Origin of the sequence: Pseudomonas sp. Fl5BN2 (assembly GCF_009908205.1) — a bacterium.
Taxonomy (GTDB): Bacteria; Pseudomonadota; Gammaproteobacteria; order Pseudomonadales; family Pseudomonadaceae; genus Aquipseudomonas.
Genome location: NZ_JAAARL010000006.1, coordinates 138,035 through 158,829 on the forward strand (window position 1 = coordinate 138,035; position 20,795 = coordinate 158,829).

The window sequence follows — 20,795 nt, forward strand, 5'->3', positions numbered from 1 at the left end:
GAGTTAACGATGGCGCATAACAGCAGTGCGATAACCGGCATTGAACTGGAACAGTTCATGGACCGCCTTGAGGCCCAACAGCAAGAGCAGGAGCAGGAAACCGATGCCTTGCTGGCCCAGTTGCAGGCACAACCGCTGCAGGCCAACTCGCTGGCATCCATCGACCGCCTGCACACACTCTGGATGCAGGCCGGTGATTCAGCAGCGGCCAAGACCGTCATCGATCAGGACGGCGACGCCTTGCTGCAAGCCACGCATCAGCCAGCCCAAGCTGAGCTGAAAATGAACCTGGCCATCCTGCGCCTGCGAATCGCCAGTTATCTCGACGATGAGTCGACCCTTCTCGAGGTACTCGAGCAACTCAACCAGATGGCTACGCAAACTCTGGACTTCGACGTTGAGCACTACCGTCGCTACCGGATCTTCGACGAGCTGGAACAAGGCAGCGCCGAAGTCGCACTGAAAACCATCGATGTGCGTTACGCGCTGACCCTGGTCAATCCTGCGCGCGCTGCATTACGGGCCTGGGACGCTGCCGACCAACATCGGCGCCGCGCCCGGGTGCTGGCCGCCCACGAGCGTGAAGACGAAGCCCGCAGTGCCGCACTGGATGCAGTCAACGCCGTGCGTACTGCCAGCCCCGAACAGGACATCGATGAAGGCGACTGGCTGTGGCTGGGCAACGCACTGATCGATATCGTCCCGCTACGCCTAGCGCTGTTCGAGCAACCCATCGCCCAACTGACCGCCGGCCTCTCCCTGCCCCGGCGCCGCGAATGGGAGGTGCGTACTGCACGCCTGGCCGCCCGCGCCCTGTATGCCCAGGACGATCTGAGCGGAGCCTTGAAAATCTGCAACGCTGCAGCGCTGAGCCTGGACTCCGACGGCGGTACCAACTTCATCGAGTACGAACTGCCCTGGCTGATAGAAGCCGGACGCATCGATGAAGCCGGGCACCGAGCCTTCATCGACGTGTATGACAGACAAACCGAAATGTGGCCGGCCACCGCCCGCCTGGTTCTCCATCGCCTGCAAGATCCCGAAGACCACAGCGCCTGGTGGCCGATCTGCGTGATGCGCGCCTGCATCAACCAAGAGGTACTGCAGAGTTTTCTCTCGGCCCTGCCGGCCATCGAATCCATCGACCCCACAACCACTCCGCTACTGACGGCCCTGTATGGCGCCATGGATGACCCAGAGCTGCTCGACCCGCTGTTTGCCGAGGCGCGGGCCGAGGCGCAGCGCCGCGCCCCCGACCAGCCCTGGATCAACCGCCTGGCCGCCGTGCATGATGGAGAGCGCGGCCTGATCGACGCTGCCACAGAAGTCAGCCTGCTGCAAAACGCCATTCAGGCCGGCCGCCTGCAGGACAATCGCAGCGCCTATTCGCTGTTTGCCGCGCGGGTCAAAAGCTTGGGAGTGATCGAAACACTGAAACTGCCAAAGCCGATCCTGGCCAGCGGCAGATACGCCTACAACTACGCGCTGACCATCGACGACCTGACAGAAGCTGAAGCGGACAAGCTGCCGACAGACGCCCGAAACGAAGCCTACTCGCTGCTGCGCGAGGCGCAGAAAGACGCCTACGAGCAAGGCCAGGCGCATATGGAGCGCTACTTCGCCACAGGTAACGGCCATCCGTTCGATGCCTGCGCGCACCTCTATTCCATGCTCTGCAACAACCTGGCAATCAACTACCGCTGCTACAACGAACAGAAGCGCTACCAGGAAGCCATCGACCTGCACCTGCGCGGCATCGCCGCCAGCTCGTTCGCTGAGCACTACAATGGCCTGCTCAGTGCCCGCATCGGCATGAACGACCAACCCGGCATCATCGAAGCCGCAGAACAGCTGTGGCACTACTCGATGGAGTTCGGCTACAGCCGCCATGATCCGAATGACTACATGGGCCCGTTGGCATACGCTCTGTACTCGCTGGACCGTGACAGTGAAATCCTCATCTGGCTCGAACGCCTGCTCAAGTGGCAAGAAGAGCAAGGAGTCAACGACCAGCAACTGGACAGCTCGGCACTGTTCGCCCGGATCAGGGTGGCGCGCTACCTGGCCCACGCTCATCCGGATAACGCCGATAGCCTCTGGCAACGTTACGAGCCGCTGGTACTGGCCATGAACGAGGTTTCGGTCATGTCCTGCTCGGTAGATTTCCTCAAGGCGCGTGGACGCACCGCCGAGGCCATCGACTACTGCGCACGGACTCTGGCGCTATGCACCCCGCACGATGACTACGACGTGGAGTGCCGGGCCCGGACCGAGCAGCTCCTGGCAGAGCTTCAGGCGCCGGAACAACCCTCCGGCAAGAAAAGCTGGTGGCAGATATGGAAGTAAGCGTCGACAAACGCGCCTCCAGCTACGCCCCACGCAACCTGTTGAATGCCGAGCAACTCAAAGACGGCATCCGCCAGCGGAGCCAGGGGCGTGACGATGAAGTGCCAGTGCAAAGCTGGCTACTGAATCACTTCTATCGGCATCTGGTAGGCAACTTCGAACCCGCACGACGGATCCAGACCCTGGAAGAAGCCGGTGTAACCCTGGGCACTGAAGCCTTGCCGAACTGGGTCGCCGGGTATTTTAGTGCCACAGCCAAAACACCCACAGAGACATCCTCGGAACCCTTGGCCACGCTGGTCTGGATCGACCCACTGGATCCACAACTGCTCCACCAGGAGGCCTTGCTGGTGGAGTTCCTGACCTCGCGCAAAGGCACGGCACTGGAAGGCAAGCTTGATCGCATCACCTGCCCGCAGGCGCTGGCGTTGTGGGAAAAAGAACATGCGCAGATGTCCGCCCGGGTCGACCAGGGCTGGCGCCAGAGCTCGATCGAAGCCCTGACTACGACGGTGACCTGCGCCGAGCACAGCTGGGTGGAGTTACGCCCGGACAGCTCGCTGCTACGGGCCGAGATGGCCTTTGAAAGCTACGTGATGCGCCACTGCCTGGGCCAGTTCGCCAATCGTCGTGCCTTGACCGGCGGCTACGGCGAACGCTACGCCGAAGCCGTGGAGCAACAGGGCATGCGTGTATTCAGCCTACGCGATGCTCAGGGCCAGCCTCACATAACCGTCAGCCTGATCATCCAGGACAACGGCGCACTCACCGTGGAGCAAGTCAAAGGCAAGCAGAACCGCCCACCGGTAGAACGCTACTTCCAGGATCTGCTGCTGTTCCTCAACGCCATAGGCACCGACCAGCAAACCCCGGCCGACTGCATTGCCATCGGCATCGTGCGCACCGAGTCGGGCTGGCTGCGCATTGAGGACGTCAGCGACCCTGAGGCTCAGACCCGCCTGGTCGCTCGCTATCCGCAGCTGTTCTATCGACTGGACGCGCCTTCAGCCATGGTCGAATGGCTGGTGGCAGCCCGTCAGTCCGACTTACTGCTGGAGGTTTCTCCTCAAGCACCATCGGTGAAGTACGCCACCCGCCACATTTTCAAGAAAACCCCTTGGCCACCACGTCAGGCCGACGATCCGCGGTACCAGACCGAAGGCGTGCCCTGGACCGACATGTCCCCCGCCCTGGCCGAGGAAATCGCAGCCTGGCAAACCAGAACCCGGTGAAACGACCATGATGACGATAATTGCGCTGCTATTCGGCGCCTGGCTGGTCTGGCGCTACTTTCGCCGCCAGCCGCCCATCTCCCTGCTGATGTTCACCCCACGCAAACGTTGGGCACTGACACTGGCACAACCCATGGTCGACGCCAGGGGGATGACCGGCTTCTTCGACCCCGACACCACCCACTTCATGGACCAGGCGAAAACCTCACTCAGGGCTCCACTGCTGCACCAGATCGGTTTTCGCAGCAACGCCACCGACAACGAAGTCAGCGAGCACCTGAACGGTACGTTGGAACGGCGCTGGTTTGGGGTTGACCTGCATGGCCTGAGTGCGACCGATGACCCACGCGCAGCAATGGCCTTCGCCTGCGTGCGAAGCGCCTTCTTTATTCGCTGCGCCATGCTGATGAACTGGATCGAGCCCGAGACCGGATGGCGCATCATGCTGCTCAATGCTCAACGAGCCCGGGACTGCTTCAACAGCTGGGAGGATTTCGGCAAGGCCTACATGCTCGGACGTCAGCAGTGGGTGGCAGCATTCAGGGCCGACTCCCTGGGAGAAGCATTCGATGAGGCGAGCCTGAACCGGCTACTTGCCCCTGGTAGCGGCGTTTGGGCAGGCGTTGCCTGGCAAGGGTTACCGGCGTTCTGTCCAGTGGCGCAGTGAGGCGACGAAGGAGAATGGAGTGGTGTCCCAGGGCAGGTTCGAACTGCCAACCTTCCCCTTAGGAGGGGGATGCTCTATCCAATTGAGCTACTGAGACTGAACGGCGAGCGCCTGACACGGCGCGAATGACGGCGTGCATGTTAACGGCCAAGGCCGCATTTGTCATGTCATCCATAGGGCTTTTTGCACGAGACACCAAGAGCCGTCAGCAGACCGGCAACAACTTCGTGCAAATTGCATCACTGCAAAATGCCATCATTGCAAAATGCAATTGCCTTTGCTTTTTTGAACAACACAACTAGTTGTTTTTAAAGGATTTAATGGCATGTAGACTCTTGGCATGTGGCCTGCTTTATCAACGGATAAAACACCGCGGAGATCACGCCCATGAGCAGCGCCCTGTTTCTCTTGAACGCGATAGCCATCGCCATACTGATGGCCTTTCACTTTCAGCCGGCAGACAACGCTGAACTGACTGGGAGTGCAACTGCCCGTCACCCCCAAAGCCAGGCACCACAACTGGCAGTCATGAACACCCAGATCCAGCCTGGAGTCGCAACCCGGGTTACCGAGGGACAAAACCCGCAGCGGTCAGCCAATACACAAGCTGAAAACTGGGTATTTTGAGATCAAAACATCAGGAGCTACACATGTCCACTGCAGCCAAAAGCCTGCTTATTCTGACGCTGCTCAGCGGATTCGCTGCAGCTTTGTTGCCTGAAGAGACTCTCGGCAGTGCTTTGCTGATCGCCTGCGGCTCATTTTTCAGCCTGCTCCTGCTGGCACTGATCGCCGGACGCAAGATCAAGTTCGACCCGGTGCTGCGCTAACGCCCCGCTGACACAGTATTTCCAGCAACCGCTGCAAAGTAACCTGCAACTCTCCCGAGTTGTCTAGACGCACAACCGACTCTTCGTCGAGCCAGGCAGCACTGGCGAATAGCTCATTACGCTGCAGACGGCTTTCGATCTCCGACAGACTTTCCCGAGCCCTACGCAGCAAACGACGGCGTAATACTTCCGTATCCACAGTCAGAACTATCGGAATCAAATCGGGATAACGCTCTCGGGCCAGGGACAAATAGCCCCTGGAACCGTTGACCAGCACATAACAGCCCTGCGCCAACCAACGATCAATCTCCACGGGAATGCCATACCCAAGGCCATTGGCCCGCCAGAACAAGGCGAAATCACCCCGCTCCACCTGCCGCTCAAACTCCAGCTCAGAGACCTCGAGGGCCTCCTCGCCCACAGACTCCGCAGAGCGCGTGATCACCCGCCTTGCGACCTTACAACGCAAAACACTTAAAGGCTGCCTGGCTGCATCAATCAGGCTATCCTTGCCGGCCCCTGAAGGCCCCATCATGTAAATCAGTCTACCTGGCATAGGTCGCTGCCCCAGACAGCACAACTAGTAAATCGGCCATTTGCCACTATCCTCTAACAGGTAGGGATTACGTAGCTCACACGCATAGCATGCACCTTCGCTAGTGCACTGACACTCCCACCAGGAGGGAGAATGCGGTCAATAACGCGGATCAGCGATCTTTTCAAACCAGTCCGCATTTCTGATAATTGGTGCTGGCATAACGCCTTTATCCAGTTCAATATTTGTCACAGAATTGACGCCAATGATCTGGCAATTTTGAGGCATGATGCGGGCCTCTTAACAATTCAGGTTGAACATTTGGCAATCAGGCTTGTCCTAAAAGACAGCCCGCGGCCAATTCCGAGAACCGCTCCCCTGAACTAACCGGTTAAATATATGCGCCCATTGAAACAGGCAATTTATTCCAGCCGTACGGCTGACAAGTTCGTCGTACGTCTACCAGACGGGATGCGTGAACGCATTGCCGAGGTGGCTCGCAATCATCACCGCAGCATGAACTCCGAAATCATCGCGCGCCTGGAACAAAGTCTTATTCAGGAAGGCGCCTTGGGTGAAGAGTTGAGCATGCGCCTGGACAGCCCCGAGCTGTCCTTGCATGAACGCGAACTGCTTCAGCGTTTCCGCCAACTTTCACATCGCCAGCAAAACGCTTTGGTTTCGCTGATCGCCCATGACGCTGAAATGGCCGCAGACGCCACCTGATTCGACCCAGAATGCTCAAGCCAGCCTAGTTGCTGGCTTTTTTTTGCCCGCCGAATAAGCAACGAAGCGCCATAAAGGCGCTTCGCGGGCAAAACCTATGCAAGGGACGAGTCAGAGCAGGAAGATCGTCGCCAGGCCGAGAAAGATGAAAAAACCACCACTGTCCGTCATCGCAGTGATCATCACACTCGCCCCCATCGCTGGATCGCGCCCAAGTCGTACCAAGGTCATGGGGATCAAGACCCCCATCAGGGCCGCCAGCAGCAGGTTCAAGGTCATGGCAGCCGTCATTACCACTCCCAGCGACCAACTCCCGTAGAGCAGGTAGGCGACAATGCCGATCACCCCACCCCAGACCAGGCCGTTGATCAAGGAGACCGCCAACTCCTTGCGCATCAGGCGCGAGGTATTGCCGGTGCTTACCTGATCCAGGGCCATTGCCCGCACAATCATGGTGATGGTCTGATTACCCGAATTACCGCCGATACCCGCAACGATCGGCATCAGGGCGGCCAGCGCCACCAGCTTTTCGATGGAGCCCTCGAACAAGCCAATCACTCGCGACGCGACGAAGGCGGTAATCAGATTGATTGCCAACCAAGCCCAACGGTTGCGCAGGGACTTCCACACCGAAGCGAAGATATCCTCCTCCTCGCGCAGACCAGCCATATTGAGGACTTCGGTCTCACTTTCCTCACGAATCAGGTCGACCATTTCGTCAATGGTCAAACGGCCGATCAGCTTGCCATTCTTGTCGACTACCGGGGCCGAAATCAGGTCATAACGCTCAAATGCCTGGGCCGCATCATAGGCATCTTCATCCGGATGAAAGCTCACCGGGTCACTGGCCATGACTTCTGCCACTTGCTTGTCCGGATCATTGACCAAGAGGCGCTTGATCGGCAGCACCCCCTTGAGCACGCCGTCGTAATCCACCACGAACAGCTTGTCGGTGTGGCCTGGCAATTCTTTGAGGCGGCGCAGGTACCGCAGAACCACTTCTAGGCTGACGTCCTCGCGGATGGTCACCATCTCGAAGTCCATCAGTGCGCCGACCTGCTCCTCGTCATAGGACAACGCGGAGCGAACGCGCTCACGCTGTTGGCCGTCGAGGGTCTCCATCAGCTCATGGACAACGTCTCGCGGAAGCTCGGGAGCCAGGTCAGCAAGTTCGTCAGCGTCCATCTCCTTGGCGGCAGCCAGGAGCTCATGATCGTCCATGTCGGCGATCAGGGTTTCACGTACGGAATCGGATACTTCGAGAAGGATGTCGCCGTCACGCTCGGCCTTGACCAACTGCCAGACGGTCAGACGCTCGTCCAGAGGCAAGGCTTCAAGGATGTAGGCAACGTCGGCGGAGTGCAGGTCATCGAGCTTGCGTTGCAGCTCGACAAGGTTCTGCCGATGGACCAGGTTCTCGACCCGGTCTTGATGATGGCCTTCCTGACGGTGCGTCAGGTCTTCGACCACCCGCTGGCGCTGTAACAGCTCAACGACTTGAGCGAGGCGGTCCTGCAGGCTTTCTTGCGTCTTCTTTACTTCTACTTCGGTCATAGGCGAACTCCACTCCCAGCAGAGGAGCACGCCGGAAGGATCAATCAGTCAGTTCATGATTGTAAAAACGGGATACTGAGCAACTACTGGGTAAGTCCATGGAGGTATTCCACAAGCCCCGGCGGGGCTGACGGGCGCAATCATACACCGCCTGGCGGTTTTAAACGCTAAAAATCGCGGCAAGAACAAGCGCTTGCGGCATAAACCTGAGCAGTAACCGAATCTATAAAACTGCGACGCACAGGTGCAAAAAGAAAACACACACCTGGAGAAAAAAGTCCGCGTGCAGGCATATGGACACTGAATTCGACTTCGCCAGGACGACACCGTTCCAGAGAAATGAATCAGAAGAGAGGAGAGGCAGAAATATACAACGCAGAAAACAAAAAGCCCGCATCTTACGATGCGGGCTTTCTGATGTATGGTGCACTCGACAGGATTCGAACCTGTGACCGCTCGGTTCGTAGCCGAGTACTCTATCCAGCTGAGCTACGAGTGCATTTTGTGTTTTTAGACCAGACCACAACTGGCTGAAGCAAAGTTAACTACATCACTGCAACTAACTCTTAAATGGTGCACTCGACAGGATTCGAACCTGTGACCGCTCGGTTCGTAGCCGAGTACTCTATCCAGCTGAGCTACGAGTGCATTTGTTGCCGCGCATTATAGGCCGTTAAATCTTTTTGTAAAGCTCTTTTTCTAGTAATTTCAACAACTTACAGAAGAAGCCAGATTACAACGTACTAAACAAATAATGGCGGAGAACGGGGGATTCGAACCCCCGACACCCTTTTGAGGTGTACTCCCTTAGCAGGGGAGCGCCTTCGGCCACTCGGCCAGCTCTCCGCAACACGGGGCGTATATTAACCAGCTTTCTCCCCGTTTGCAAACAAAAAAAACGATAAAAATTAATGGCTTGGTTCTTCGTCCTTCTCTTTCTTTATTCGCAGGTAAATTTCCTCACGGTGAACCGCCACTTCTTTGGGGGCGTTGACACCAATACGCACTTGATTACCTTTGACGCCGAGCACGGTCACAGTGATTTCTCCATCACCAATGATCAGGCTTTCTGCACACCGACGAGTCAGAATCAGCATACCTTTCTCCTCACGCATTACATTTTCAGGGACTACAGTCTGCAAAAAAAAGGGTGTCGGCCCACAACCGGGTCGGCTGTAGTCCTACACGCCTAAGTATTGACTAGCACGGGCAAAAGAACAGTTTTCTCCCGCGCCGATCAAAAACACAAAGGGCGCGGTCAGACCGCGCCCCTTTCAAACACCTATCACTCGCCCTGTCGGGCCGGAGCGTCAAGCTCGAAAGCAGTGTGCAACGCACGCACCGCCAACTCCAGGTACTTCTCTTCAATCACCACCGAAACCTTGATTTCAGAAGTGGAGATCATCTGGATATTGATGCTTTCCTTTGCCAACGCTTCGAACATACGGCTGGCCACGCCCGCGTGGGACCGCATGCCGACACCAACGATCGAGACCTTGGCGATATCTGTATCGCCAACGACTTCACGTGCGCTGATTTCCCGCGCAGTGTTTTCCAGTACGGTCTGGGCCGCCAGGTAGTCGTTGCGGTGCACAGTGAAGGTGAAGTCGGTGGTGTTATCGTGCGAAACGTTCTGCACGATCATGTCGACTTCAATATTCGCCGCACTGATCGGGCCGAGAATCTTGAAGGCCACGCCAGGGTTGTCTGGCACGCCACGGATAGTCAGCTTGGCTTCATCGCGGTTAAAGGCGATGCCGGAAATGATCGGCTGTTCCATGGATTCCTCTTCATCAATAGTAATGAGGGTGCCCGGACCCTCCTGAAAGCTGTGCAACACGCGCAGCGGAACGTTGTACTTGCCAGCAAACTCCACCGCGCGGATCTGCAACACCTTGGAACCGAGGCTGGCCATTTCCAGCATCTCTTCGAAGGTGATCTTGTCCAGGCGCTGAGCCTTGGGTACCACGCGTGGATCAGTGGTGTAGACGCCGTCGACATCGGTGTAGATCTGGCACTCGTCGGCCTTCAGGGCCGCCGCCAGCGCCACACCGGTGGTGTCGGAACCGCCACGTCCCAGAGTGGTGATATTGCCGTGCTCGTCAACGCCCTGGAAGCCAGCAACTACAACCACACGACCGGCCTGCAGATCGCCGCGAATCCTCTGATCATCAATCTGTAGAATTCGCGCTTTATTGTGAGCGCTATCGGTGAGAATCCGCACCTGGTTACCGGTGTAGGAAACCGCCGGAACACCGCGCTTGATCAACGCCATGGCCAGCAAAGCGATAGTCACTTGCTCGCCGGTGGAAACGATCACATCCAGCTCACGGGGAACCGGTTTGGCTTCGCCACTGATCTGCTTGGCCAGATCGATCAGGCGATTGGTTTCGCCGCTCATCGCCGACAGCACGATCACCAGGTCATCGCCGGCTTCGCGGAACTTCTTCACCTTGTCGGCGACCTGCTCGATCCGCTCGACAGAGCCGACCGAAGTGCCTCCAAATTTCTGTACGATCAAAGCCATTTTCTAAGCCGCCTCAGCCCGTAAAGGGGCGCCCGTTAACAATCAAACTGCACAGCGCAAGGACCCGCCACTCGACGACGGGCCCGGCTCGGCGCCTTAAATACCCTGCTCGACAAATGGCACGGTCAGGGCGAGAGCGGCATCCAGTGCAGCGGCATCAACACCACCGCCTTGAGCCATATCTGGACGACCACCGCCCTTCCCGCCCACTGCCGCAGCGGCTTGCTTCATCAAATCACCGGCTTTGAGTTGGCCAGTCAGGTCCTTGGTTACACCTGCAACCAGTACGACCTTTTCCTCATGGACACTGCCGAGCAGGATCACTGCGCGACCGAGTTTGTTTTTCAACTGATCCACCAGCGCCAGCAGCGCCTTGCCGTCCTGGCCGTCGAGACGGGCAGTCAGCACTTTCACGCCCTTGACGTCTGCCGCCTGAGCGGACAGATCGTCGCCCGCCGCGCTGGCAGCCTTGGCTTGCAACTGTTCGAGCTGCTTCTCCAGCAAGCGGTTGCGCTCCAGCACTGCCGACAGCTTGTCGATCAGGTTGTCGCGGCTGCCCTTGACCAGGGTCGCCGCTTCCTTGAGTTGTTCTTCCGCAGCGTTCAGGTACGCCAGGGCCGCAGCACCGGTCACCGCCTCGATACGCCGCACGCCGGAAGCCACACCGCCTTCGCTGGTGATTTTCAGCAGGCCAATGTCGCCGGTGCGGTTGGCGTGGATACCGCCGCACAGTTCCACGGAGAAATCGCCGCCCATGCTCAGCACGCGCACGCTGTCGCCGTACTTCTCGCCGAACAGCGCCATGGCGCCCTTCTTCTTGGCGGTATCGATGTCGGTTTCTTCGGTTTCCACCGCAGTGTTCTTGCGGATCTCAGCGTTGACGATATCTTCCAGTGCCTTGATCTGCTCAGGCTTGATCGCTTCAAAGTGACTGAAGTCGAAACGCAGACGCTGACTGTCCACCAACGAACCTTTCTGCTGCACGTGCTCGCCCAATACCTGGCGCAATGCTGCGTTCAGCAAGTGGGTAGCCGAGTGATTCAGCGAAGTGGCATGACGCACTTCAGCATCAACCTGGGCTTCAACCGGAGCACCAACGGTCAGGCTGCCCTTGGCCAGCACGCCGTGGTGCAGGAAAGCGCCACCGGTCTTGGTGGTGTCGCGCACGTCAAAGCGCGCGTTGCCGGCGATCAAGAACCCGCAGTCACCAATCTGACCACCAGACTCAGCGTAGAACGGGGTCTGGTCGAGAATCACCACCCCGTCTTCACCTTCGCTCAACACGTCGACCGATTGCCCGCCCTTATAGAGGCCAACCACTTTGGCCGAACCGCTGGTGGCGTGATAACCAGTGAACTCGGTGGCCACATCAACCTTGACCAGGCTGTTGTAGTCCATGCCGAAGGAGCTGGCAGAACGGGCACGCACACGCTGGGCTTCCATCTCGCGCTCAAAGCCTTCCTCGTCGAGGGTCAGGCTGCGTTCACGGGCGATGTCACCGGTCAGGTCCATCGGGAACCCATAGGTGTCGTAAAGCTTGAACACCACGTCGCCCGGCACGACTGAACCCTTGAGTTCGGCCAGATCCTGCTCGAGGATCTTCAGGCCCTGCTCCAGGGTCTTGGCGAATTGCTCTTCTTCAGCTTTGAGCACGCGCTCGATATGTGCCTGCTGGGACTTCAATTCAGGGAAGGCTTCGCCCATCTCGGCCACCAGGGCAGCCACGATCTGGTAGAAGAAACTGCCCTTGGCGCCCAGCTTGTTGCCGTGACGGCAAGCGCGACGAATGATCCGGCGCAGCACATAACCACGGCCTTCGTTGGACGGCAGAACGCCATCTGCAATCAGGAAACCGCAGGAACGGATGTGGTCAGCCACCACTTTCAGTGATGCCTGGGCATCATTGGTGCAACCAATGGCCTTGGCCGCCGCGCTCAGCAGGCTCTGGAACAGATCGATTTCATAGTTCGAATGCACGTGCTGCAACACCGCGCTGATCCGCTCCAGGCCCATGCCGGTATCCACCGACGGCGCTGGCAACGGGTGCAACACGCCATCGGCGGTGCGATTGAACTGCATGAACACGTTGTTCCAGATCTCGATATAGCGATCACCGTCCTCTTCCGGCGAGCCGGGAGGGCCGCCCCAGATGTCGGCGCCGTGATCATAGAAAATCTCGGTGCAAGGGCCACACGGACCGGTATCGCCCATGGTCCAGAAGTTGTCGGAGGCGTAAGGCGCGCCCTTGTTGTCACCGATGCGCACCATGCGCTCGGCGGGAACACCCACTTCCTTGGTCCAGATGTCGTAAGCCTCGTCGTCGCTGGCGTAGACCGTGACCCAGAGCTTTTCCTTCGGCAAGTTCAACCACTTGTCAGAGGTCAGGAAGTTCCAGGCGAAGGTGATGGCATCACGCTTGAAGTAATCGCCAAAGCTGAAGTTGCCCAGCATTTCGAAGAACGTGTGGTGACGAGCGGTATAACCGACGTTTTCCAGGTCGTTGTGCTTGCCGCCGGCGCGAACGCACTTCTGGCTGCTGACAGCGCGGGTATAGGCGCGCTTTTCCTGGCCCAGGAAGCAGTCCTTGAACTGGTTCATCCCCGCGTTGGTGAACAGCAGGGTTGGGTCGTTGCCTGGGATCAAGGAGCTGGAGGCTACACGGGTGTGGCCTTGCTCTTCGAAGAAGCGAAGGAAGGCTTCACGGATTTCTGCGCTTTTCATTAGGTTCTTCCACGGAGACTGCGGCCAAAGGCCTGTGCGCAACGTCAACAGACGAAACGACGGCAAAGGGCCGCATTATATCGGCGTTAATCACTTGGTACAGCGTGTTTGTACGATACAAACAGTCAATTGGACGGAGAACACTGTCAGTTACGTGAAAACTCGGCAAAAGTGCTGACCACTTGCCCGATTTGCTCTCGATTGACGTCCAGATGCGTCACCAGTCGCAACCTTGGCGCAGCGCTGAGCCGAATGCCGCGCTCCGCGGCGAACGCCTTGACTGCCTCGGCACGCTCGCCGACCTGTACGTACGCCATGTTGGTCTGCACTGGCTCGACAGAGTAACCCGCCTGACGCAACCCCTCAGCCAGTAACTGCGCATTGGCATGATCATCCGCCAAGCGCTGCACCTGGTGCTCCAGCGCATACAAACCGGCCGCCGCCAGCCCGCCTGCTTGGCGCATGCCGCCACCAACCATCTTGCGCAGGCGCCGCGCCTTGCCGATCAGCTCTACGGAACCACACAACACCGACCCCACCGGCGCGCCAAGCCCCTTGGACAGGCACACCGAGACCGAGTCGAAGTGCTCGGTGATCACCCGAGCATCTACGCCCAGCTTGACTGCCGCGTTGTACAACCGCGCACCGTCCAGATGCAGCGCCAGGCCCCGCTCTCGGGTAAACGCTCGGGCCTGAGCCAGATAGGACAACGGCAGCACCTTGCCTTGCATGGTGTTTTCCAGGGCCAGCAAACGAGTCTGGGCGAAGTGGAAATCATTCGGCTTGATCGCCTCCGCCACCTGGGCAAGGTCCAGCGAACCGTCGGCCTGGACCTCCAACGGCTGCGGCTGAATGGAACCAAGCACGGCCGCACCACCGCCTTCATATTTATAGGTGTGGGCCTGCTGCCCAACGATGTACTCATCGCCACGACCGCAATGGGCCATCAGCGCCAGCAGATTGCTCATGGTGCCGGAAGGCACGAACAGTGCTGCGGCAAACCCGAGACGCCGTGCCAACTCGGCTTCCAACTGATTGACCGTCGGATCTTCGCCATACACGTCGTCCCCGGTACGGGCCCTGGCCATGGCTTCGAGCATTCCCGGGGTTGGCTGGGTCACGGTGTCACTACGAAGATCGATCACGCTCATCACATCTGGCCTCGACTATGGGACCGGCAAGGTCCGCCTCAAACAGGGAAAACTCCCTTTCGAAACGGATTACTGCCGTCGCCCGCACAATTAATCAAGCAGCAACTGTAGAACCCCCTGAGCCTGGCTGCGAAAAAACCGATGGGAATTATCCAAAAGGCGCAATGCGTCTCCGGCCGATCTGTGTTAAAAAATCACCGCCCGCGAAAAGTCCGCGGGCAAACGTTCTCAGGGCGGGGTGCAATTCCCCACCGGCGGTAATTGCGCGCAATGCGCATAGCCCGCGAGCGCTTGGCGATTCCTCTGGCTCGGCCACAGGTGACGACAAGGACAGCAGACCCGGTGTGATTCCGGGGCCGACGGTCATAGTCCGGATGAAGAGAGAACGGGATTGGCACCAAAGGGCCGTTGCTGGCAGGCGTGGGGAATCCACGTCGGTTCTGCGCGCACCCTTAAATCCCATTCGATTCATATATGCCCTGTTTTTCATACAAACAGGAGTCAGAACATGCAACCCACCGCAATCGATAGCAAAAGCAAACACCACGCCAATGAACGCGTCGCCTTTATCCAGGCCTGCTGGCACAAGGAAATCGTCGACCAGAGCCGCCAGGGATTCGTCACGGAAATGCTCGCCCAGGGTTATCAGGAAAGCGATATCGACTTCTTCGAAGTCGGTGGGGCCTTCGAAATCCCCCTGCACGCCAAGCTGCTGGCCAAATCCGGTCGCTATACCGGGATAGTCGCCGCGGGCCTGGTGGTGGATGGCGGCATCTACCGCCACGAGTTCGTTGCCCAGTCGGTGATCAGCGGCCTGATGCAGGTGCAATTGGAAACCGAAGTGCCGGTGTTCTCCGTGGTGCTGACCCCGCATCATTTCCACGCGGGCGACGAACATCAGAAGTTCTTCTTCGAGCACTTCGTGCATAAAGGCCAGGAAGCGGCAAAAACCTGCGCCGACACCCTGCAGAAGGTTCGTGCCCTGCGTCGTAACGAGCAGCGCGCAGTAGCGGTTTAACCGCTAGAAGGAACATCGCCGGCGAGCCGGCTCCTACACCACTCTGTAGGAGCCGGCTCGCCGGCGAATTATTTCAGGCCAGGCTGTCGGCCGTGGTCGGCACAATCAGAATTCCCGCACGCAAACCATTCTTCACCTTGGGATTGGGGAAAATGATCCGCGCCCCCTCTTCCTCGATGACCCAGCGAGTCTGAGCAATGTCCTCGGCCAGCAGGTAACCCACTTGCAACTCGGAAAAGTTTTCGATGTCCGCCGGCAGGTGCAGGTGGAAGCTGTCGCTGTGCTTGATGATTTCCCGAGCCACGCTGAACAGCTTCAAACCGTCGAGGCTGTCCTGCTCGGCCGGCGGCTCGGCGCCTTCGATGATGTGCTTGAGGCGGGTTTCCAGGCGCTCGACATTCACTCCCTGGTTCTGCCCGAATGGCCGTGCCTTGCCCAGCTCCAGGGTAAATGACTCGGCCCCCAACTGATCGTAGGTGTAGGCGCTGAAGACAATCGAAGGCTTGTTCTGCAGCAGCACCGCTTCCATGCCCGCCGCTCGCAGGCGCGCCAGTTCACGGCGCGAATGCTGGCGCCCATCCTTCCAGGGATACAGTGCGAATTGCTCGATCTTCGACCCACGGATCGCCGTGTGCAGATCGTAGTGCAAGCGCTGACGCTGCGGCAGGCTGAAAAAGCTCGCCGCCAGGCGCTCCAGTTCGCAGGCACGCAGGGCTTCAAAGCCGCTGCTCAATTCATGTCGGCCGTTGAACAGCCGGTTGACGTCCTGCTCGACGAAACGCTCACCGCGACGCATGGCCTCGGGGTTGCCGAACAGGAACAGAATACGTGCGCGGGGCTTGAGATCGCCCCGGGCAATGTCATGCAACAGACGGTCAAGCAGCTCGATGGGAGCTGTCTCGTTGCCGTGGATACCCGCTGACAGCAGCAGGTCCAGACCGTTATCGCGCGCTTCGGGCGGCCGCACTTCCAGCGCACCCTCGCTCAGCCAGCGCATGCGCACGCCGTCGACAGTCAGTTGAGTCTTCTCTGCCGGTTCGCGGCCGGCGAGGGTCAGTTCAAGCAGTTTGCCGAGGGCGAGCATAGAGCGGCTTCCTTAGTGATCGTGGCCGCAGTCAGGGCCGTGCACGTGATCATCATCACCAGCATCGGCCGGTTCCATTTCCAGTTGCAGGCTGACCAGGTTGGTCGCCAACGGACGCAGCAGCAGGTTGGCGTATTCCGCATCGCCCTCTTCTACGTCCACGCCAATCAACAACTGGCCACGGCCGTCTTGTTGAATCCACAGTTCCTTGCCTTGCCACATTACCGCGACGCGGGTGCAGGAGGTTTCCAGTTGAGTGCCATCGGTGTCTTCAAGGATCAGCTGCAGGGTATCGCTCATGGTGTTAGCTCTCATCTGGGGGTGAAGCGGCGCGCCCGGTTGCAAGCACCAGGCGCGGGCTTTCAATTGATCTGGAAGGGGTAAACCGCGCCCAGTTTAAGGATTTGCGTCAGTTCATCCAGTGCCGTCCGGCACTCAAGCAGCAACTGCGGGTCCACCAGATCACTTTCGCTGAGGCGGTCGCGGTAGTGCTTGCCGACCCATTGGGTCAGGGTGTCGTACAACGGCGCGGTCATGATAACCCCAGGATTGACCGCCGCCAGCTCAGTTTCATTGAGCGCCACACGCAAGCGCAGACAAGCCGGGCCACCGCCATTCTGCATGCTCTGCTTGAGGTCAAAGACCTTCACCTCACGGATCAGGCTGCCGGAGCGGGTGAGGTTTTGCAGGTACTGCCAGACCCGCTCGTTGCTCCGGCACTCTTCCGGCACGATCAGCAGCATGGAGCCATCGGCACGGGACAACAGTTGGCTGTTGAACAGGTAGGAACGCACCGCGTCCTCCACCGTGACTTGCGAGCGCGGCACACAGATCGACTGGAAGTTGCCACCGCGCTTGCCCAGCTTGTCCTGCAGTTCAGCGAGCATCTTCTCGGTCTCGAGGAAGGCGTCTTCGTGATAGAACAGCACTTCGCCGTTGCCCACGGCGATTACATCGTTATGGAACACGCCCTGGTCGATCACCGATGGATTCTGCTGGGCATAGACCACGCCCTCCTCGCTCAGGCCGTGCAACCGAGCCACAGCCTGGGAGGCCTCCAGAGTCTGGCGCGCCGGATACTTCTGCGGCGCCGGATAGCGGGTGTCGAAAGCGCTGCGACCGAAAACAAAGAACTCGACACCGGCCTGGCCATATTCGCGGCAGAAGCGAGTGTGGTTGGCCGCACCTTCATCACCGAACTGCGCCACCGCCGGCAAGGCCGCATGGTGCGCGAAGTGTTTCTGGTCAGCGAACATCGCCCCCAGCACGCGACTGGTGGTCGGGTGCTCGATGCTGCGATGGTACTTGCAATTGAGGTTGGCGGCAGTGAAATGCACCCGAGCGTCAGCGGTATCAGCACTCGGACTCACAGTGGCGGCGTTGGCCACCCACATGCTCGAAGCGGAGCAACTGGCTACCAGCAACGGCATCGCCTGCTTGGCGGCCTGTTGAATGACTTGGGCATCGGTCCCGGCAAACCCCAGGCTGCGCAAGGCGGCGACGTCCGGGCGTTCTTGAGGCGCGAGCACGCCTTGCTGAAAGCCCATCTCCATCAGCGCTTTCATTTTCGCCAGGCCCTGCAGCGCTGCTTCCTTGGGGTTGGAGCCCTGCTGGCTGTTGCTCTGGGAGGCGACGTTGCCGTAGGACAAACCACCGTAGTTATGGGTCGGCCCCACTAGACCGTCAAAATTGACTTCATAGGATTTCATCAGCGAGGCTCCACGAATCTGTTGTTATAGGCATCGGTATCTACACATGACGAACGCAGTGCGCTCGTTCGCCGGCAAGCCGGCTCCTACGGTCGATGCAGGAGCAGGCTTGCATGAAGGCCTCTCGAATCAGGACAGGCGCACACCCGGCGTCAGCGTGCTTGGCAGCACCAGGCTCGGGGTTTCCAGGGAAGCCACCGGGTACGCGCAGTAATCTGCCGCGTAATAGGCACTGGCCCGATGGTTGCCCGAAGCGCCCACGCCACCGAACGGCGCGCTGCTGGCGGCACCGGTCAGTTGCTTGTTCCAGTTGACGATCCCGGCACGGCTCTCCAGCCAGAACTGCTGGTAACGCTCGGCAGAATCAGACAACAAACCGGCAGCCAGACCGTATTGAGTGCGGTTGGCCTCGGCAATCGCGCCATCGAAATCCGCGTAGCGAATCACCTGCAGCAACGGCCCGAACAATTCCTCATCAGGACGCTCGGCCACCGCCGTGACGTCGAGGATGCCCGGGGTCAGCAACGCCGCCTGAGCCTGGGGCTGGGTCATTTCCAACAACGCCACGCCACCCTTGGCCAACAACTGCTGCTGGGCGTCCATCAGTGCACGAGCGGCACCGAGAGAAATCACCGAGCCCATGAACGGCGCGGGCTGTTGATCGTAAGCACCGACATCGAGGGTCGCGCTGACCGCCACCAGTCGCGCCAGCAGCGTATCCCCCCAGGCCCCTTCCGGCACCAGCAGGCGACGGGCGCAGGTGCAGCGCTGGCCGGCAGAGATAAAGGCCGACTGAATGATGGTGTATACCGCCGCATCCAGATCTGCGACTTGCTCAACCAGCAGCGGATTGTTGCCGCCCATCTCCAGGGCCAGAATCTTGTCCGGGCGCCCAGCGAACTGCTGGTGCAAATGGTTGCCGGTGCGGCTGGAGCCGGTGAAGAACAGGCCGTCGATGCCCGGATTGGCGGCCAGGGCGATGCCGGTTTCCCGAGCGCCCTGCAGCAGGTTCAGAACGCCGGATGGCAGACCGGCATCGATCCAGCACTGGACCGTCAGCTCGGCGACTTTTGGGGTCAGTTCGCTGGGTTTGAACAGCACACTGTTCCCCGCCAACAGTGCAGGGACAATATGTCCGTTGGGCAGATGCCCCGGGAAGTTGTAGGGACCGAACACCGCTACCACGCCGTGAGGCTTGTGCCGCAGCACAGCGGTGGCGTCGCCCAACGGACCGCTCTTCTCGCCGGTACGCTCACGGTAGCTCTGCACCGAAATGGCGATCTTGTTGACCATGCTGGTGACTTCGGTAGCAGCTTCCCATAGGGGCTTGCCGGTTTCCTCACCAATGCAGCGGGCCAATTCGTCGGCACGGCTTTTGAGGCTGGCAGCAAAGGCTTCCAGCACGCTGATACGTTCTTCCAGGGAGCATTTGGCCCAGGCCGGAAACGCCTGGCGAGCGGCCTGTACCGCACTGTCCACCTGCGCGACGGTAGCACCATTGCCCGACCAGACAACCGCCTGGGTCACCGGATTAAGGGAGGTGAAGGCTTCACCCTGGCCAGCCAGCCATTGGCCGGCGATGTACAGCGTGCTCATTATTTCGACTCCCGAGAAGCAGACAGCGGAACCGCGCGGACCTGGTCGCCGGCGTTGAGTTGCAGGCGCTTGGCGGTCAAGGGATCAACCACCAGGGTGCCCGCGGCGAAGCGTGCAGGCGCTGCAGTAATGCGGCAGTCCTCGCGTTTACGGTTATGGATCAGGAACGGCGTGGCGTCGTCGCCCGGGGTGCCGATGGCCAGCACCAACGGCTGGCTGTCGCGCACAGCGCGGATCTTGCTGGTCTCGCACTCCACTGCCGGGCCGGCGTCAAAGATATCGACGTAGCCTTGATAGCTGAAGCCTTCGCTCTTGAGCATGGCCAGCGCCGGCTCGGTGTCGGTGTGGACCTTAGCGATGACGTCGCGTGCATCCTCGGACAAAAAACAGGTATAGAGCGGGAACTTGGGCATCAACTCGGCGATGAACGCCTTGTTGCCAACCCCGGTCAGGTAGTCCGCCTGGCTGAACTCCATCTTGAAGAAATGCCGGCCCAGGCTTTCCCAGAACGGCGAGCGACCGTGTTCATCGGACATGCCGCGCATTTCGGCAATGATCTTGTTGCCGAACAGCTGCGGGAACTCGGCGATGAACAGCATCCGCGCCTTGGCCAGCATGCGGCCATTGAGGCCGGTGCGGTAGTCGGCATGCAGGAACAACGAGCACAGCTCGGATTTACCGGTCAGGTCGTTGGCCAGGAACAGCGTAGGAATCTCACGATAGATGTTCAGCTCCTGGGAGGCGCTGACCGTCAGGCCGACCCGGAAGTTGTACCAGGGCTCACGCAGGCCGACAGCCCCGGCGATGGCAGAAATCCCCACCACCCGGCCATTGTCGTCTTCCAGCACGAACAGGTAGTCCGCATCGCCACGCTCGGCTTCACCGCGAAAGGTCTTTTCCGCCCAGCCGACCCGATGGGTCAGGCGCTCTTCGTTGGCCGGCAAGGTGGTGAGGCCGGTGCCGGTGCTGCGGGCCAGGTCGATCAGCGCGGGTAAATCGCTGCTGCGTACGGGACGAACGATCATGCTATCTCCTCAGGCGAAGGCCGCTGACGGCCTTCGCGAAACTCGCTGCTTTGCAGGCTTGCTTTCCAGGTAGT

At 59.4% G+C, this 20,795-nt stretch carries 18 protein-coding genes, 4 tRNA genes and 1 riboswitch; of the genes, 7 read left to right on the top strand and 15 right to left on the bottom strand.

All coding sequences use genetic code 11. The annotated features are described in order from the left end of the window. The first annotated feature begins 9 nt into the window (after positions 1-9). From GV819_RS10460 to GV819_RS10470, 3 genes are read left to right on the top strand one after another with little or no spacing between them, the layout of a single operon-like run. Complete coding sequence (locus GV819_RS10460; RefSeq protein WP_161755999.1) at positions 10-2,346, top strand: hypothetical protein; 2,337 nt, start codon at positions 10-12, stop codon at positions 2,344-2,346. Then, positions 2,337-3,578, top strand: coding sequence for a hypothetical protein (locus GV819_RS10465; protein ID WP_161756000.1), 1,242 nt, complete (start codon positions 2,337-2,339; stop codon positions 3,576-3,578). Before GV819_RS10460 ends, GV819_RS10465 begins: the two co-directional genes overlap by 10 nt. Before the next feature lie 7 nt (positions 3,579-3,585). Beyond that, on the top strand, positions 3,586-4,245 hold the full coding sequence (locus GV819_RS10470) for a DUF1266 domain-containing protein (RefSeq protein WP_161756001.1): 660 nt from the start codon (positions 3,586-3,588) through the stop codon (positions 4,243-4,245). A 20-nt stretch (positions 4,246-4,265) separates the two neighbouring features. On the opposite strand, the gene GV819_RS10475 is transcribed toward GV819_RS10470, so the two are convergent. After that, positions 4,266-4,342 (bottom strand) — tRNA-Arg (locus GV819_RS10475). A 290-nt stretch (positions 4,343-4,632) separates the two neighbouring features. Between GV819_RS10475 and GV819_RS10480 the strand changes: the two genes are divergently transcribed. Both GV819_RS10480 and GV819_RS10485 read left to right on the top strand, forming a co-directional pair. Further along, positions 4,633-4,872, top strand: coding sequence for a hypothetical protein (locus GV819_RS10480; protein WP_161756002.1), 240 nt, complete (start codon positions 4,633-4,635; stop codon positions 4,870-4,872). A gap of 23 nt (positions 4,873-4,895) precedes the next feature. Continuing rightward, positions 4,896-5,075, top strand: coding sequence for a PA3371 family protein (locus GV819_RS10485; protein WP_161756003.1), 180 nt, complete (start codon positions 4,896-4,898; stop codon positions 5,073-5,075). Here GV819_RS10485 and phnN read toward each other — a convergent pair. Further along, complete coding sequence (gene phnN / locus GV819_RS10490; RefSeq protein WP_161756004.1) at positions 5,050-5,631, bottom strand: phosphonate metabolism protein/1,5-bisphosphokinase (PRPP-forming) PhnN; 582 nt, start codon at positions 5,629-5,631, stop codon at positions 5,050-5,052. The genes GV819_RS10485 and phnN overlap by 26 nt on opposite strands. Positions 5,632-6,009: 378 nt before the next feature. Here phnN and GV819_RS10495 point away from each other — a divergent pair, with 378 nt between their 5' ends. Further along, on the top strand, positions 6,010-6,336 hold the full coding sequence (locus GV819_RS10495) for an Arc family DNA-binding protein (RefSeq protein ID WP_003204761.1): 327 nt from the start codon (positions 6,010-6,012) through the stop codon (positions 6,334-6,336). 111 nt (positions 6,337-6,447) lie between these two features. On the opposite strand, the gene mgtE is transcribed toward GV819_RS10495, so the two are convergent. The 8 genes from mgtE to ltaE all read right to left on the bottom strand — a co-directional run bounded on the left by mgtE (position 6,448) and on the right by ltaE (position 14,289). After that, positions 6,448-7,890, bottom strand: a complete 1,443-nt coding sequence (gene mgtE, locus GV819_RS10500) for a magnesium transporter (RefSeq protein WP_161756005.1) — start codon at positions 7,888-7,890, stop codon at positions 6,448-6,450. Between the two features lie 422 nt (positions 7,891-8,312). Further along, positions 8,313-8,389, bottom strand: a tRNA-Arg gene (locus GV819_RS10505). A gap of 72 nt (positions 8,390-8,461) precedes the next feature. Next, a tRNA-Arg gene (locus tag GV819_RS10510) sits at positions 8,462-8,538 on the bottom strand. Positions 8,539-8,645: 107 nt separating this feature from the next. Beyond that, a tRNA-Ser gene (locus GV819_RS10515) sits at positions 8,646-8,736 on the bottom strand. Between the two features lie 62 nt (positions 8,737-8,798). After that, complete coding sequence (gene csrA / locus GV819_RS10520) at positions 8,799-8,987, bottom strand: carbon storage regulator CsrA (RefSeq protein WP_002554426.1); 189 nt, start codon at positions 8,985-8,987, stop codon at positions 8,799-8,801. 188 nt (positions 8,988-9,175) lie between these two features. Continuing rightward, the gene (locus GV819_RS10525) at positions 9,176-10,417 is read right to left on the bottom strand and encodes an aspartate kinase (protein WP_161756006.1); all 1,242 of its coding nucleotides are present in this window, start codon (positions 10,415-10,417) and stop codon (positions 9,176-9,178) included. Positions 10,418-10,513: 96 nt separating this feature from the next. Then, positions 10,514-13,138, bottom strand: coding sequence for an alanine--tRNA ligase (gene alaS / locus GV819_RS10530; RefSeq protein WP_161756007.1), 2,625 nt, complete (start codon positions 13,136-13,138; stop codon positions 10,514-10,516). A gap of 146 nt (positions 13,139-13,284) precedes the next feature. After that, a complete protein-coding gene (gene ltaE, locus GV819_RS10535) occupies positions 13,285-14,289 on the bottom strand; it encodes a low-specificity L-threonine aldolase (protein ID WP_161756008.1) in 1,005 nt (334 codons plus the stop codon). 220 nt (positions 14,290-14,509) lie between these two features. Beyond that, positions 14,510-14,680: riboswitch (FMN riboswitch) on the top strand. Positions 14,681-14,797: 117 nt separating this feature from the next. On the opposite strand from ltaE, the gene GV819_RS10540 reads away from it, so the two are divergent. Further along, entirely contained in the window at positions 14,798-15,307 is a 510-nt protein-coding gene (locus GV819_RS10540) for a 6,7-dimethyl-8-ribityllumazine synthase (RefSeq protein WP_161756009.1), read from the top strand. 73 nt (positions 15,308-15,380) lie between these two features. Here the strand turns inward: GV819_RS10540 and astE are convergent, their stop codons facing one another. The 5 genes from astE to astA form a co-directional block, all read right to left on the bottom strand. Then, complete coding sequence (astE, locus tag GV819_RS10545; RefSeq protein ID WP_161756010.1) at positions 15,381-16,391, bottom strand: succinylglutamate desuccinylase; 1,011 nt, start codon at positions 16,389-16,391, stop codon at positions 15,381-15,383. Positions 16,392-16,403: 12 nt separating this feature from the next. Then, positions 16,404-16,691 (bottom strand): topoisomerase II, encoded by a 288-nt coding sequence (locus GV819_RS10550; protein ID WP_161756011.1) that lies wholly within the window; start codon positions 16,689-16,691, stop codon positions 16,404-16,406. A 62-nt stretch (positions 16,692-16,753) separates the two neighbouring features. Continuing rightward, the gene (astB, locus tag GV819_RS10555) at positions 16,754-18,100 is read right to left on the bottom strand and encodes an N-succinylarginine dihydrolase (RefSeq protein WP_161756012.1); all 1,347 of its coding nucleotides are present in this window, start codon (positions 18,098-18,100) and stop codon (positions 16,754-16,756) included. Positions 18,101-18,229: 129 nt separating this feature from the next. After that, positions 18,230-19,699, bottom strand: coding sequence for a succinylglutamate-semialdehyde dehydrogenase (gene astD, locus GV819_RS10560; protein ID WP_368668888.1), 1,470 nt, complete (start codon positions 19,697-19,699; stop codon positions 18,230-18,232). Next, positions 19,696-20,721 (bottom strand): arginine N-succinyltransferase, encoded by a 1,026-nt coding sequence (gene astA, locus GV819_RS10565; protein WP_161756014.1) that lies wholly within the window; start codon positions 20,719-20,721, stop codon positions 19,696-19,698. The genes astD and astA overlap by 4 nt, the downstream gene beginning before the upstream one ends. Positions 20,722-20,795 lie beyond the last annotated feature (74 nt).

Bases quoted from the DNA above. Each gene is read 5' to 3' on its own strand.
- alaS (WP_161756007.1), bottom strand. From the start codon at position 13,138: ATGAAAAGCGCAGAAATCCGTGAAGCCTTCCTTCGCTTCTTCGAAGAG.
- csrA (WP_002554426.1), bottom strand. From the start codon at position 8,987: ATGCTGATTCTGACTCGTCGGTGTGCAGAAAGCCTGATCATTGGTGAT.
- astB (WP_161756012.1), bottom strand. From the start codon at position 18,100: ATGAAATCCTATGAAGTCAATTTTGACGGTCTAGTGGGGCCGACCCAT.
- astE (WP_161756010.1), bottom strand. From the start codon at position 16,391: ATGCTCGCCCTCGGCAAACTGCTTGAACTGACCCTCGCCGGCCGCGAA.
- astA (WP_161756014.1), bottom strand. From the start codon at position 20,721: ATGATCGTTCGTCCCGTACGCAGCAGCGATTTACCCGCGCTGATCGAC.
- mgtE (WP_161756005.1), bottom strand. From the start codon at position 7,890: ATGACCGAAGTAGAAGTAAAGAAGACGCAAGAAAGCCTGCAGGACCGC.
- GV819_RS10525 (WP_161756006.1), bottom strand. From the start codon at position 10,417: ATGGCTTTGATCGTACAGAAATTTGGAGGCACTTCGGTCGGCTCTGTC.
- GV819_RS10495 (WP_003204761.1), top strand. From the start codon at position 6,010: ATGCGCCCATTGAAACAGGCAATTTATTCCAGCCGTACGGCTGACAAG.
- ltaE (WP_161756008.1), bottom strand. From the start codon at position 14,289: ATGAGCGTGATCGATCTTCGTAGTGACACCGTGACCCAGCCAACCCCG.
- GV819_RS10485 (WP_161756003.1), top strand. From the start codon at position 4,896: ATGTCCACTGCAGCCAAAAGCCTGCTTATTCTGACGCTGCTCAGCGGA.
- GV819_RS10540 (WP_161756009.1), top strand. From the start codon at position 14,798: ATGCAACCCACCGCAATCGATAGCAAAAGCAAACACCACGCCAATGAA.
- GV819_RS10460 (WP_161755999.1), top strand. From the start codon at position 10: ATGGCGCATAACAGCAGTGCGATAACCGGCATTGAACTGGAACAGTTC.
- phnN (WP_161756004.1), bottom strand. From the start codon at position 5,631: ATGCCAGGTAGACTGATTTACATGATGGGGCCTTCAGGGGCCGGCAAG.
- GV819_RS10465 (WP_161756000.1), top strand. From the start codon at position 2,337: ATGGAAGTAAGCGTCGACAAACGCGCCTCCAGCTACGCCCCACGCAAC.
- GV819_RS10550 (WP_161756011.1), bottom strand. From the start codon at position 16,691: ATGAGCGATACCCTGCAGCTGATCCTTGAAGACACCGATGGCACTCAA.
- GV819_RS10480 (WP_161756002.1), top strand. From the start codon at position 4,633: ATGAGCAGCGCCCTGTTTCTCTTGAACGCGATAGCCATCGCCATACTG.
- GV819_RS10470 (WP_161756001.1), top strand. From the start codon at position 3,586: ATGATGACGATAATTGCGCTGCTATTCGGCGCCTGGCTGGTCTGGCGC.